General features: G+C 70.7%; 14 protein-coding genes. 7 read left to right on the top strand and 7 right to left on the bottom strand.

All coding sequences use genetic code 11. The features are described from left to right. Nucleotides 1-32: 32 nt before the first annotated feature. Nucleotides 33-791 (top strand): phosphotransferase family protein, encoded by a 759-nt coding sequence (locus LB823_RS08530; protein ID WP_224646464.1) that lies wholly within the window; start codon nucleotides 33-35, stop codon nucleotides 789-791. Between the two features lie 27 nt (nucleotides 792-818). On the opposite strand, the gene LB823_RS08525 is transcribed toward LB823_RS08530, so the two are convergent. Continuing rightward, entirely contained in the window at nucleotides 819-1,238 is a 420-nt protein-coding gene (locus tag LB823_RS08525; RefSeq protein WP_224646463.1) for a DUF1761 domain-containing protein, read from the bottom strand. A 53-nt stretch (nucleotides 1,239-1,291) separates the two neighbouring features. Here LB823_RS08525 and LB823_RS08520 point away from each other — a divergent pair, with 53 nt between their 5' ends. Then, nucleotides 1,292-1,936: a helix-turn-helix domain-containing protein gene (locus LB823_RS08520; RefSeq protein ID WP_224646461.1), complete on the top strand. Its 645-nt coding sequence runs from the start codon at nucleotides 1,292-1,294 to the stop codon at nucleotides 1,934-1,936. On the opposite strand, the gene LB823_RS08515 is transcribed toward LB823_RS08520, so the two are convergent. Together LB823_RS08515 and LB823_RS08510 are read right to left on the bottom strand one after the other, a co-directional pair. Next, nucleotides 1,930-3,909 (bottom strand): HNH endonuclease signature motif containing protein, encoded by a 1,980-nt coding sequence (locus LB823_RS08515; RefSeq protein WP_224646459.1) that lies wholly within the window; start codon nucleotides 3,907-3,909, stop codon nucleotides 1,930-1,932. The genes LB823_RS08520 and LB823_RS08515 overlap by 7 nt on opposite strands. A gap of 140 nt (nucleotides 3,910-4,049) precedes the next feature. Next, nucleotides 4,050-6,086 carry a M3 family metallopeptidase gene (locus LB823_RS08510; RefSeq protein WP_224646457.1) on the bottom strand — a complete coding sequence of 679 codons (2,037 nt, stop codon included), beginning with the start codon at nucleotides 6,084-6,086 and terminating at the stop codon, nucleotides 4,050-4,052. A gap of 118 nt (nucleotides 6,087-6,204) precedes the next feature. Between LB823_RS08510 and LB823_RS08505 the strand changes: the two genes are divergently transcribed. Further along, complete coding sequence (locus tag LB823_RS08505; protein WP_224646456.1) at nucleotides 6,205-6,597, top strand: hypothetical protein; 393 nt, start codon at nucleotides 6,205-6,207, stop codon at nucleotides 6,595-6,597. Then, nucleotides 6,594-6,977 carry a hypothetical protein gene (locus LB823_RS08500; RefSeq protein ID WP_224646455.1) on the top strand — a complete coding sequence of 128 codons (384 nt, stop codon included), beginning with the start codon at nucleotides 6,594-6,596 and terminating at the stop codon, nucleotides 6,975-6,977. Before LB823_RS08505 ends, LB823_RS08500 begins: the two co-directional genes overlap by 4 nt. Here LB823_RS08500 and LB823_RS08495 read toward each other — a convergent pair. Beyond that, the gene (locus LB823_RS08495) at nucleotides 6,967-7,620 is read right to left on the bottom strand and encodes a pentapeptide repeat-containing protein (protein WP_224646454.1); all 654 of its coding nucleotides are present in this window, start codon (nucleotides 7,618-7,620) and stop codon (nucleotides 6,967-6,969) included. The two genes, LB823_RS08500 and LB823_RS08495, sit on opposite strands and share 11 nt — an antisense overlap. A 208-nt stretch (nucleotides 7,621-7,828) precedes the next feature. Between LB823_RS08495 and LB823_RS08490 the strand changes: the two genes are divergently transcribed. After that, entirely contained in the window at nucleotides 7,829-8,212 is a 384-nt protein-coding gene (locus LB823_RS08490; RefSeq protein WP_224646453.1) for a hypothetical protein, read from the top strand. Nucleotides 8,213-8,229: 17 nt separating this feature from the next. Here LB823_RS08490 and LB823_RS08485 read toward each other — a convergent pair whose 3' ends face one another. After that, entirely contained in the window at nucleotides 8,230-9,198 is a 969-nt protein-coding gene (locus LB823_RS08485) for a nitronate monooxygenase family protein (RefSeq protein ID WP_224646452.1), read from the bottom strand. Nucleotides 9,199-9,233: 35 nt separating this feature from the next. On the opposite strand from LB823_RS08485, the gene LB823_RS08480 reads away from it, so the two are divergent. After that, nucleotides 9,234-10,343, top strand: a complete 1,110-nt coding sequence (locus tag LB823_RS08480) for a winged helix DNA-binding domain-containing protein (protein ID WP_224646451.1) — start codon at nucleotides 9,234-9,236, stop codon at nucleotides 10,341-10,343. A 16-nt stretch (nucleotides 10,344-10,359) separates the two neighbouring features. On the opposite strand, the gene LB823_RS08475 is transcribed toward LB823_RS08480, so the two are convergent. Next, complete coding sequence (locus LB823_RS08475) at nucleotides 10,360-10,761, bottom strand: hypothetical protein (RefSeq protein WP_224646450.1); 402 nt, start codon at nucleotides 10,759-10,761, stop codon at nucleotides 10,360-10,362. A gap of 166 nt (nucleotides 10,762-10,927) precedes the next feature. After that, the gene (locus LB823_RS08470) at nucleotides 10,928-11,389 is read right to left on the bottom strand and encodes a MarR family winged helix-turn-helix transcriptional regulator (protein WP_224646449.1); all 462 of its coding nucleotides are present in this window, start codon (nucleotides 11,387-11,389) and stop codon (nucleotides 10,928-10,930) included. A 148-nt stretch (nucleotides 11,390-11,537) separates the two neighbouring features. Between LB823_RS08470 and LB823_RS08465 the strand changes: the two genes are divergently transcribed. Then, nucleotides 11,538-12,728 (top strand): MFS transporter, encoded by a 1,191-nt coding sequence (locus LB823_RS08465; RefSeq protein ID WP_224646448.1) that lies wholly within the window; start codon nucleotides 11,538-11,540, stop codon nucleotides 12,726-12,728. Nucleotides 12,729-12,750 lie beyond the last annotated feature (22 nt).

Below are 12,750 nucleotides of genomic sequence, written 5' to 3'. Positions count from 1 at the left end.
GCCGCGCAAACACGTGGCGCGCGAGCAGGTGAGTGCGCGACGATCGCGAGGTGGACACCGTCGACGTGGTCGTCGCTCACAGCTCGCGCGCGACGCTGCGCGTCGGTGACACCTTCCTGAAAGTCGACGGCGATCCGACGCACGCGCGCCGAGAGATCGACGCGATGCGGCTCGCGCCCGTGCCCACCCCGGACGTGCTCTGGCACGAACCACCCGTCCTTGCGGTGAAAGCCGTTCGCGGCACGGCACTCGGCTCGCTCGACGGACCGGATTCCGCTCCCAGGTCGGCGTGGATCGCCGCCGGAACCGCGATCCGGGCTCTCCACGATGCGCCGCTTCCACCGTGGCACGGGCCGTCGGCCGCGCGACTCGGCCGAGAACTCGACGCCGAGTGCGCGTGGCTCCTTGAGCACAGCGAGCTCCCCCAGCGGGTCATCACACAGAACCGCGAGAGCGCGCGATCCGTTCTGCGCCCCTGGAAGCCGGCGTTCATCCACGGCGATCTCCAGGTGGAGCACGTCTTCGTCGCCGACGGCGCCGTGACCGGCATCATCGACTGGTCCGAGGCCGCACAGGGCGATCCCGCGTACGACCTCGCGACCATGACTCTCGGTCATCCCGATCGCCTGGAGGACGTGCTCACCGGCTACGGCGGTGAGGTCGATCGCGACATCGTGCGGGGATGGTGGTCCATGCGCTGCCTGTTGGTCTCACGCTGGCTCATCGAGCACGGCTACGACCCGTCCGAACCCGGGTGCGAGCTCGACATCCTGCGGCGACTGGCGGACTGACGCGCCCTCGACGACGGTCTCGAGCGACTACCGGAGCAGCCCGACGGCCAGGCCCATGCCCACGAACAGGACCAGCTGATACGCGCAGTTGATCACGGTCAGTCGCGTGGGCTTCATCTCGAAACCGTTGTGCTGCGCCAGCGTCGACAACGAGAAGCACGCCCACGCCGCTGCCCCGACTGCGACACCGAGCCACGGGGAATCGCAGTCGAAGAAGCCGGCCGCGAGCGAGTCCGCCGCCGCCAGGCCGATCGCCGTCAAGACCAGCGAGGCGACGAAGATCACCATCGGCCCCTTGCCCGCGCCGGCCGAGATCTCTTTCGTGACGCCGGTCAGCTTGCGCCACGTCCCGCCCACGAGACCCCAGTCGCTGTACCAGACGAAGGCGATCACGAACCCGACGACGGTCGCCGCGAGTACTGCGAGCCAGCTGATGGTCATGTCCATGCGAATCGCTCCTCGGTCGCGCCATCCTGCGAATTGACTTGATACAATCAAGCATGGTTGAAAAAGTCAATCCTCCGGTGTCGGCCCGCTCGTACGGTCAGTTCTGCGCACTCGCGCGCTCACTGGACGTGATCGGCGACCGATGGACCCTCCTGATCGTCCGCGAGCTGCTGCCCGGGGAGATGCGGTACGGCGAGCTGAAGACCTCGCTCGCCGGGATCGCGACGAACCTCTTGGCGGATCGCCTGCGCAGCCTCGAAGCGAACGGGATCGTCGAACGCCACCTCGACGGTGCCGGTGTGGTCTATCGACTCACGCCGTGGGGCGCCGAGCTCCGCGAGCCGATGGAGGCACTCGGGCGGTGGGGCATCCCCCTGCTCGCCTCGGGCCGTGGAGACGACGCCTTTCAGCCCCGTTGGCTCACGCTCGCCGTCCCCGCCCTGCTGCGCGGTCGCACCGCCTCCCCTACCGTGGAGGCCGGGATCGAGGTCGAGGGCTTCCTCATGGTGGTGCGCGTCGACAAGGCGGGGCCGTCCGCCTTCGTCCCGGCGGAGCGACCAAGCACGGTCCTGACCGCGTCGCCCGACACCGTCGTCGGCCTCGCCACCGGCACCGTCGGCGTGGACGAGGCCGTCACCGAGGGCGTCCTCCAGGGTGACGCCTCACCTCTACGCGCGATCTTCCCGCAGCGTCAGTAGGGCGGCGGACCGTCGAACGACGGTGCCTGGAATCGCGGACGCGGCGCGCCGAGCGCGACGGCGATCGAAGCCTCCACGTCGCTGCGTGGGCGGTGCTCCAGAGCCCGTTCCGCCTCCAGCGCCGCGACGTTGCGGCGCCGCAGTCGCTCCCGCCGCGCGTGCTCGCGTTGCAGCCGGGTGCGCCCACCCGGTGCCGATGCTCCGGATTCCGAAGCCACGGAAGGCTCGGGCACGAGCCAGTGGACCCGCGCGAGGTCCGGAAAGAGCTGCAGCACGATCCCGTTGGGGTCGACGATGTAGCGCCTGCCGTCCGGGGACGTCCAAAGGATCCGCCCGTCCGGCAGGCGCGCGTCGATCCAGTCGCCGGCGGTCTTCACCTGATGGTGGGCGACGCACAGCGGCTGAATCTGCTCAGCCGTCGTCCCACCACCCAGCTCGGGCGCGCGATGGTCGTACTCGCGGCGATGATCGATCTGCGCCCTGGACGCCGGGCGATTGCAGAACGGGAACACGCAGCGCGGGAACACCAACCGCAGATATCGCCTCAGATCCGCGGATGGCCGGTATCCAGAGCTACCGCGCGCTGTGACCAGTGCACCGGGCAGACCTCCGCCACCGGGCAGACCTCCGCCACCGGGCGGCGGATCACCATCGCCGGGACCGGAATCATCAGGGCCTGAATCATCGGGGCCCGGGTCGTCGGGGCTTGTGCCGCCGACCCCTTCGCCCGGCCCGGAGTGCCCCTCCAGATGGGCGATGATCTCGGCTAACGCGCATGCGAACACGAAGTCCCTCGATCCGCGCGACATCTTTTCCTGCGCCCCCGGCGAACACCGCGCCGCTCCGGCCACCTCCGGCGTGGCGTCGTCAGCCTCGACATCGGAGATCCGCTGCCCGAACGGTCGGAGCTTCGCGTCGTCGCGAGCGGCGAGATCGCGTGCGTGCGCGCCAGTGATGGGCCCGTGGCCCACCAGATAGCCGAGCCCCGCGGGCGCCGGTGGCGCTTCGCCCACTGGTTCGGGCTCCGCCAACCGCTCCGCGTCCCCCGCCGGCTCAGCGAGGTCCCGCTCGTTCACCACCACGTTGATCATCGTGATGAACCGGGTGATCACGCCGTCGGCATCGGGCTCGCCCTGGAACCGCGCCTCGCGGTACCGGCATTCCGTTGCCTCACACTGACACCCGAGAGTGGAATAGCCCCGCGTCAATTGCATCAGCCCGTCCGCGTACCGCTGGGGCTGCGTGCGCGGGTCCTCGGCACACACGGTCCCGGCAATGTGGTCGACCCGCGTCGACAGCTCCTGCACGTCGTGCGCCGGCAGCAACGCGAACGCCGCGGCCATCCCGTCCTCCTCCGGACGGAACGTCACCCGGCGGTCCTGTTCGGCCGCCCGGCGACGCCGCTCCACACCGTCCGGATCGATCTGCTCCACCAGAAGATCCGCCGCTTCACGCAGCGCGGGGAGCGAGAGCACTTCGTACTGCTCGGTGAGGCGGTCCGCGAGGAGGCGGTCGAAGACGACCACCTGGTCGCCGGTGAGCACCCGCGAGCGGGTCAGCGCGACCTCGCCGGCCTTCGGCGCGATGACGCCCTCACCGATGAGCGCGAACACCTTCGGGATGCGCTCGACGAAGCCCACGGCGGTCTCGATCGCGTGTGACGCCGCAGCCGATCCGATGCGCAGCAACGTGGAGACCTGCGCCTCCACAGCCTCTGCCGCAGCGGAGAGCCGACGCCGGGCTTGCACCGCCTCCGCGTAGTCACCCGGTCGCGCCAGGTACTCCGCCTCGCCGTCCGCGTACATCACCCGGTGCAGCGCGTACACACTCGCCATGGTGCGGCAGAAGGCGATGTTCTCGGACCGCCGTTGTTCGAACAAAACCTGCACGACTCCGCGCTCATCGGCAGCACGACCGAGTCCCTGAGGAATGACTTCACCAGGTAGATCTCGCAATGCTGACGGAAGCGCCATAGCGCCATCCTACGCGCATATTTGCGACAGCGCCATACGATTCGAACACTTCTTCCGACGCGGCGCTCCGCCGACGATCGGCGTCAGCGCTTGGCCGGGTGCCGGGAGGCGGCCGCGCCGAGCCGCGTTTCGACGAGCTGTCAGGCAGTCAGGCCGCGGCGCTCCAAGAGCGGAGCGAAGTCGGGGTCGGCACCCCTGAAGTCACGGTAGGCCTGCGACGCATCGACACTCCCGCCGCGGGATAGCACAGCCGCTCGGAGCTTCTCGCCGTTCTCCCGCGTCGGGCCGTCGTGCGCGGTGAACCAGGCCGAGGCGTCGGCGTCGAGCACCTCCGACCAGATGTAGCTGTAGTACCCGGCGCTGTACCCGCCCGAGAAGATGTGGTTGAAGAACGGCCCGCGGTAGCGCGGCGGCACGCCTGCCACATCGAGCCCGGCGTCGGCGAGGGCAGCCGCCTCGAAGGCCTCGACGTCGGCGACGACGGTGCCCGGCTCGATCGTGTGCCAGGCCAGGTCGATCACCGCCGCCGCCAAGTACTCGACGGTGCCGAAACCCTCACCGCGAGTGCCGGGCTCGAGGACCGAGCGTCGCAGTCCTTCGGGTAGTGCCTCGCCCGTCTCGTGGTGCCGGGCGTAGCCGTCGAGGATCGTCGGCCAGGCGGCGAACATCTCGTTGAACTGGGACGGGAACTCCACGAAGTCGCGCGGGACGCTCGTGCCCGAGAAGTACGGGTAGGTCACGTCCGAGAGCAGCCCGTGCAGAGCATGCCCGAACTCGTGGAAGACGGTGGTCACCTCGTCCCGGCTGAGCAGCGCGGGACGACCCGCGGGCGGGCGAACGAAGTTGCACACGTTGATGATCACGGGCTGCGCGTCCAGCAGACCGGACTGGTCGACGAAACTCGTCATCCACGCCCCGCCGCGCTTGCTCGGCCGCGCGAAGTAGTCCCCGATGAACAGGCCGAGCGGCGCACCGTCGGGCCCCGAAACCTGCCACGCCCGCGCGTCCGGATGGTGCAGGGCGAGGTCTGTGCGCTCGGTGAAGACGAGCCCGTACATCCGGGAGGCGGCCTCGAACGCGCCCTTCTCGATCACCGCGTCCAGCGCCAGGAAGTCGCTGAGCCGGGGCCCGTCGTCGGGGCCGTCCCCGGCCTGCGCACGTTGCTCGGCGAGGCGGGCGTAGAAGGGCCAGTCCCAGGCCTCGATCGGATGGCCGGCCAGTTCCTCCAGCTCGGCGCGCTCGGCGGCGGCGTTCCGCGCTGCCGGGACTGCGAGGTCCCGCAGCATCCCGAGGGCGGCCTCCGCGGTGCCTGCCGTCTGGTCGGCGATCTGGTAGGCCGCGTGATGCGGGTAGCCGAACAGCGCGGCCCGCTCGGCGCGCAGGCCGGCGACGCGGGCGATCAGCTCGCGGGTGTCATTCTCGCCGCCACGCGTGTTCCGCCCGGACGACGCCTCGTAGACCTTCCGCCTCGACTCGCGGTTCGTCAGCCGGGCGACGTTGGGCTGGTTCAGCGGGTAGCCCAGCGCCAGAAGGTATCCCCCGCGCCCCGCGTCCTCGGCCGCGGTTCGGGCGGCGGCGACGGTGTCGGCCTCCAGCCCGTCGAGCTCGGCCTCCGTCGCGAAGGGCACCGCGGACGCATTGGTCTCGGCGAGGGTGCGGCGGGAGAACTCGGTCGTGAGCTCGGCGAGCTCGGTGTTGATCTCCTTCAGGCGGTCCTGCGCCGCGGCGTCCAGTCCTGCGCCGGCGCGGGTGAATCGCAGGTGGTAGCGCTCCAGGAGGCGCTGCTGCTCGGCGTCGAGGCCGAGAGCCGCTCGCCGAGTGTGGAGCTCGGCGATGCGGGCGAACAGCGCGGCGTCCATGAGGATCGCGTCGAAGTGCGCCGACCACCGTGGGGAGATCGCTGCCTGTGCCGCCTCCAGCGCGTCGGTGCGGTCGGTGGACGTCAGCGAGAAGAACACCGCGGCGACGCGACCCAGGTCCTGCCCCGCGCGCTCCATCGCCTCGACGGTGTTCGCGAACGTGGCGGGCTCGGGATTCTCGGCGATCGCCGCGATGTCCCGACGGTGCCGGGCGAAGCCCTCGGCGAACGCGGCCTCGTAATCCGCGTCCGCGAACGCGGCGAAGTCCGGCAGGGCGAAGGGCAGGGTGCTGGGGGCGAGAACGGCATCGACGGTCACCCCTCGAACCTACCGCCCCCGCCCGGGTCCCCTCGCGGAGAGAATCAGGGAGATCACGGACGGGACCTGAGTAGTTCCACGGATTCCGTGCGGGCGGCATCGCGCGATGCTCATTCCCATGAGCGATCCGATTGCCCTCCCCACCCTGATCACGACTGAGCCCGCTCCGCGGACGCAGCGGTCCGCGGCGGCGGACGTCGCCGCAGGCGCCGTGCTGTGGATCCTTCTGCTGGGCATCGCGTACATCGCGGCGATGTTCGCCGGGTTCTACGCGATGGCGGCCGACGGCTGCCCGGTCGACGCCCCGTGCGCCGCGGCGGAGGCGGCCGGGCGGGCGATCTACTTGCAGTGGGGAGGCATAGCAGCGATCATCGTCGGCACCTTCGTCGGCAGCGTCGTGCAGGCCCGCCGTGGGCGGTACTGGTTCTACTGGCCGCTCGTCGGCATCGGCCTCGTGGTGCTCTGCACCGTCGTCACCGCCGGCATGGCGAATGCGGCGTTCGCGCTATGACCGCGCCGGAACGCGCCGCCCCCGCCGCCCCGAACTCCCGGGCCCGCCTCGTCGACGCGGTCTGCGGTGGACTCCTGCTCGTCGCCTTCCTGGCGTTCACCGCGCTCACAGCGTTGTTCCTGCCGCTGGGATTCGCCATGGCGTCCGACCCCTGCGCCTACGAGGACTGCAGTTCCGAGGGGCATGCCGTGGCGGCGATGATCACGTTGTGGATCGGTTCGGCGCTCGGTGCTGCCACCGCGAGTGTCGGGTACGGCGCGGCGCTCGCCCGGCGCCGCAGCACACTCCTGTGGCCGTTCCTCGGATTCGCCGTCGTGGTCGTGAGCATCATCATCGGGGTGGCGCTCGCCTCGCCCGTCCGGGAGGTCGTCAGTCCGTGATGGTGATGCCCAGATGGGCGGCGAAGACCTCCGCCAGGCCGACCGCCTGCAGGTGCGACATGGTGGCGCCCGCGATGCCCTCGAGCCCGCGGATCCGCTCGACCTGCAGGCCGCGCAGGTCGACGTGCTGCAGCTTCGCCCGCGTCACGTCGATCTCGCCGGCGGTGCAGTCCTCGAAGGACACCCGGTTCAGGGTCGCGTCGCCGGCGTCGATGCCGTCGAGCATGCAGCCCCGGAAGATCACGTCGGTGAGCCCGGCGCCGCGCAGGTTCACGAAGCCTAGCCGGACGTCGGTGAAGACCACGGAACGCAGCTTGGAGTCCATGAGCTCCACGGCGCCGATCCGGGCATCATCGACCTCGACCTGACGGAAGGTCGAGCGCGACGCCCGGAAACCCGTGGCGAACAGCGCGGTGATCCGCGTCTCGAGGAACGCCGATTCGGTGAAGACCGCGTCCCGGACCTCCCAGCCCGCCAGCTCGCACTCGCTGAAGGTGATTCCGCTGAGATCGCGTCCCTTCACGGTGGGTCCGGCGAAACGGCGACGGTCCTCCGTGTCGCCCGGCATCAGCTCATCGCTGTTCCCGTCCACGAGGTCGCCGAGCCGCAGCGGCGAGATCTTCGGTGCGACGAGGCCCGCCATCAGCCGATCACCCTTCCGGCGGGCGAAGCGGTCCTGGCTGCGATGGCGGCGTCGACATTCACGCAGACGAAACTACCCGCCACCACCGACACCGGGCCCGGATCCCACGTCCGGAACGGGATCCGCGCGACGTGCGCACCGGCGGACGCCGTCGGATCTGAGTAGTTCCACCGATGCCATCGACGCGGCACGGGGCGACACTGGGTCAATGGCGCACCTCGCACCCCGTCAGGACGAACAGCCTCGCGCCGAGCAGGGCGTGTCCGGACCGGACGGCTCGCACAGCACGGCGGCGATCATCGTCGCCTGGCTGGCCGTGATCCTGATCGAGATGCCCTTCGTGTGGGCGGCCGGCTACGTGCTGATGCTCTCCAGCCTGTACGCGAACCCGTCCGGCGATCCGCTCACCATAGAGGGCGCCGCGATCCTGCTCGGGTTCGGCGTGCCGGCGGCCTGCCTGATCTGCCTCATCGGCGCCTCGGTCTGCGCGCACCGAGGCGCGGGCCCGGGATTCCTGGCGTGGGCGAAACGGGCGGCCGTGTCGATGGCGATCGTCGCCGGTCTCGCACTGGTGCTCGGGACGGCCTTCTGACCGGCCGAGGGCCGAAGTCAGCCGAGCAGGCCGGCGGCCGCCCGCAGCCGGGCCTCGGCGTCGGCGGCGATGGAGGTGACCACCTCGCGGGCGGGGCGGGCCTCATCGACGAGCCCCGCGGCCTGCCCCGCATAGACGACGCCGACCTCGGGCAGGCCACCGTCATAGGCGGCGCTCACCGCCTCCTCCGTGCCGGAAGACGCCTCGGCACCGTCGCCGTCGTGCCAGCGGTCGGTGAAGTCATTGGTGAGCGCGCGCCCGAACCATCGTGTGGGCCAGGGCTGGTGGCGCGCCTTGTCGAAGACGTCGGTGTAGACGGTGTCGACGCTCCGCGCCTTGAGCAGCGCCGGGATCGCGTAGTCGGGCCCGACGGTCTCCGGCGACGCGAGCAGGGCGGTGCCGATCAGCGCGCCCTGCGCACCGGCGGCGAGAACCGCCGCGAGTCCGGCGCCGGTGCCGATGCCGCCCGCCGCGAGCACGGGCAGCTCCGTCGCGCGCAGCACCTCCTGCAGGAGCGGCAGCGTCGCGATCCGGCCCGTGTGTCCGCCCGCCTCGCCGCCCTGCGCGACCACGGCGTCCACCCCTGCGGCCTCGACCTCGCGCAGGTCCTCGATGGAGTTGATCTGCGAGATCACCACGGCCCCGGCGTCCTTGACCCGCTGCACGAACGGGGCGGGATCGCCGAACGACAGCGACACCAGCTTCGGCCGCGCAGCGAGCACCGAGTCGAGCAGTTCCGGGCTCTCGGCGAGCGACCAGGTCTGCAGGCCGAAGGCGAGCGGCGCATCCGCGCCGGCGGCGGCCCGGATGACCCGCAACTGCTCTTCGATCCACTCGGGCGTGGCGTAGCGGGCGGCGCCGATCATGCCCAGCCCGCCGGCGGCCGTCACCTGTCCCGCGAGCTCACCCCCGGCGCGGCCACCCATCGGGGCGCCGAGGATCGGCAGGTCGATGTCCAGAGTGCGCGTCAGCCAGGTGTTCCACACACCGACGAGATTACGCCCGTGGCAGGATTCCGCCCATGGCCGCCGTCGATCCCGAGATCCGCCGCATCCGTGCGCTCCGCCTCCGCGCCCAGGGGCTCGTGCCCGGCGTGCGGGACTGGCGCACCGCCCCGGACGCGGCGCGCGGCATGCTCGCGATTCAGGCGCAGGACGGTGCCGCGGCGCGGTTCGCGCTCTCGCTGCGCGCGTCCGAGCACCCCGACGACGCGACGGTGCTGGGCGACCTCGCCGCGGGGCGGATCACCCGGAACCGTCCCGCGCGCGGCACCCTGCAGATCACCGCGCCGGAGGACCTGCACTGGCTCAGCGCCGCGCTCACGGTCCGCTCGCGCGCGGAGGCCGCGAAGCGCCGCCCCCAATTGGGGATCACGGAGACGATGATGGCGGACGCCGAGCGGATCATCCGGGCGGAGCTCGCCGACGGCGCCTCCCGCACCCGGCCCGAGCTGGTCGCCGCGTGCGCGGATGCGGGCCTGCCGCTGGACAACTCGCAGACCGGCCACATCCTGAGGGACCTCACCGAGCTCATGGCGATCGTCTTCGCCGATCCCGCGCCGAAGGTCGACGTCTTCGCCCTGGCCGACGACTGGGTGACGGAGCGCCGGGATCCGGAACATGCTCTCGGCGAGGCGGTCTCCCGGTTCGTCGCCGGCCGTGGCCCCGTGACCCGGCAGGACATCGGGAAGTGGGCCTATCTCCCCATGGGCGCCGTCGACGAGGGCATCGCGGCCGCGGACGGCGCCGTCGAACAGGTGACGCTCGCGGGCACGCGGTACCTGGTCGCGCCCGGCACCGTCGACCTGACGGACGCAGAGGTCGACGAAGCACTCGCGCGCCCCCTGCTCCTCCCCGGCTTCGACGAGTACATCATCGGATACGGTTCGCGCGCAGCCCAGCTCGACGAGGCGTACCTCAGCCGGATCGTGCCGGGGCGCAACGGCGTCTTCAAGCCGATGGTCGTGATCGACGGCGAGATCGTGGGCGTGTGGTCCAAGAAGGCCACCGCGAAGACGGTGACCGTGACCGTCGAGCCCTTCACCAAGATCACCGCCACGGCGAAGCGCCGCCTCGCGGGCCCCGTCCGCGACTACGGGCGGTTCCTCGGCCTCGAGGCGACGCTCGCCTGAGTGAGCCGGCACGCCCTCAGTTGCGCGCCGCCCACCAGTTGTTGCCGCTGTTGATGTCGTAGGTGCTCGTCGACGCCTTGACGGGGATCGCGCGGAACGGGCATCCCCAGCTCGGCACGACCTGCTCGATCTGGAGCGACTGCCCCGGCGCCAACATGCCGACGGACTTGCTGACACCGCCGTTGAACCACACCCGCACGTCGTAGGCCGTTCCCGGCCCGTGGTTGGTGACCCAGCCGTGGTCGGTCAGCGAGTTCGGCTCGGCCCTGTCCGGCAGCGGACCGCCGCAACTGACGTAGCCGAAGGCCTGCAGATCCACGTACGGCGGCGCGGGATCCGCGGCGGCCGTACCGACCGAGAGCATCGATGCGACGCCCGCGACAGCGAGCCCGAGCACTCCGGTTGTCCTCATCTTCATGGTTGATCTCCCCAATCCTCCGTCGAACGACGACTGGCCGCCGACGCGGCCCGGCGCCAGTGTGACGCCGGTCACATTGTCGCGCGAAAGGTAGGGAAAACCAACATATCGGACAACTGGAGAGACGGAAGTTGCTGGAGTTTCCCGTGATTCACAGCAGAGCCGGTCAGGAGGCGGGCGCCGCCTCAGGAGCCTTCACGTGAACCGCGTCGACGAGGAGCCTCAGCTCGGGCTGCTCCGCAGCCTCGGCGAGGGCGTCCCGCAGCACCCGCTCGTGCGTCGGACGCGCCGCCGTGAGCAGCTCCCAGCCGGCCGGAGTGAGCTCGGTATAGATCCCGCGACGATCGTCGGCGCACAGGATCCGAGTGAGCAGCCCCCGATCCTCGAGGCGCGTGACGAGGCGCGTCGTCGCACTACTGGACAACGCCGCGGCACGAGCGAGTTGACGCATGCGCATGTGCCAGCCGTCCTGGCGGCTCAGAGCATCGAGCACGGTGTACTCGACCACGGAGAGGTCGTGACCCGACTGCAGCGACCGCTCCAGTTCGTTCTCGATGAGCGCGTGCAGGGCCACGAGCGTGCGCCAGCCCTGCGCGCGGATCTCCACCGCATCGTCGGCGATACCCATGGTCGGCACCCCTTTCCTCGTGACGACGAGCATAGCACCTTGCGAGGATTACCCGCGTGTGCAACTATCTAGTCGTTGTGTGTGCAACTACTGCAGACGCCGGTGATTGCAGACGCGCTCATAGATTCCACTCATCGAAGGAACACTCATGCCTCTCGCGCTCCTCGCGCTCGCCCTCGGCGGCTTCGGCATCGGACTCACCGAGTTCGTCATCATGGGCCTCCTCCCCGAGGTCGCCGCCGACTTCGGGGTCACCGAGACCGTCGCCGGCTACCTCATCTCCGGATACGCGCTGTCCGTGGCCATCGGCGGCATCATCCTCACCGCGGCGCTCGGGCGGGTCAACCGCAAGCACGCCCTCCTCGGCCTCCTGGTCCTGTTCATCGTCGGCAACATGATGTCCGCCCTCGCCGACAGCTACGAGTTCATGCTCGCCGGGCGCATCGTCGCCGCGCTGTGCCACGGCGCCTTCTTCGGCATCGGCGCCGTCGTCGCCGCCGATCTCGTTCCCGAGAACAAGCGCGCCGCAGCCATTTCCATCATGTTCGCGGGCCTCACCGTGTCGAACGTCCTCGGCGTCCCGCTCGGCACCTTCCTCGGCCAGGCCGCGGGCTGGCGCTCGACGTTCTGGGCCATCACCGCCATCGGCGTCGTCGCCCTCGCCGGCATCGCCGCGCTGGTGCGCACGACCCCGGCTGCGACGACCGGCGCCAATCCCTTCGCCGAGTTCCGGATCTTCCGCAGCCGCCAGGTGTGGCTGTCGATGCTGGTCACCGTGCTCGGCTACGGCGGCATGTTCGGCGCCTTCACCTACATCGCCTTCACTCTGACCGAGGTCGGCGGCTTCGCGTCGTCCTCCGTGCCGTGGCTGCTCGTCCTGTTCGGTGTCGGTCTGTTCGTCGGCAACCTGCTCGGTGGTCGTGCCGCCGACCGGAACCTGCCGCTGACGCTCATCGTCCTGCTCGCCGCCCTGACCGTCGTGCTCGGCGTCTTCGCCCTCACCGCCACGTCCCAGGTCGCGACGGTCGTCGCCCTGGTCCTGATGGGCGCCTTCGGTTTCGCGACGGTGCCGGGCCTGCAGATGCGCATCATGAACTACGCCGCCGACGCCCCCACGCTCGCCTCCGGCGCCAACATCGCCGCGTTCAACCTGGGCAACGCCTTCGGCGCCTGGGCGGGCGGGCTCACCCTCGCAGCCGGCCTCGGCTACGTCTCGCCGCTCTGGGTGGGCGCCGGCATCACCCTCGCGGGCCTCCTCGCCTACGTCGTCGCCACCCGCGTCGCCGGCGGCGAGCACGCCCCCGCCCCGGCACCCGCGCCGGTCCCCGTCGCCGCGTGACTCACGTTCACCCCCTTCACAC

Source organism: Tsukamurella sp. M9C (assembly GCF_020169415.1).
In the GTDB taxonomy this organism is placed as follows: Bacteria; Actinomycetota; Actinomycetes; order Mycobacteriales; family Mycobacteriaceae; genus Tsukamurella.
This window is presented reverse-complemented; position numbering and strand designations above follow the sequence as displayed.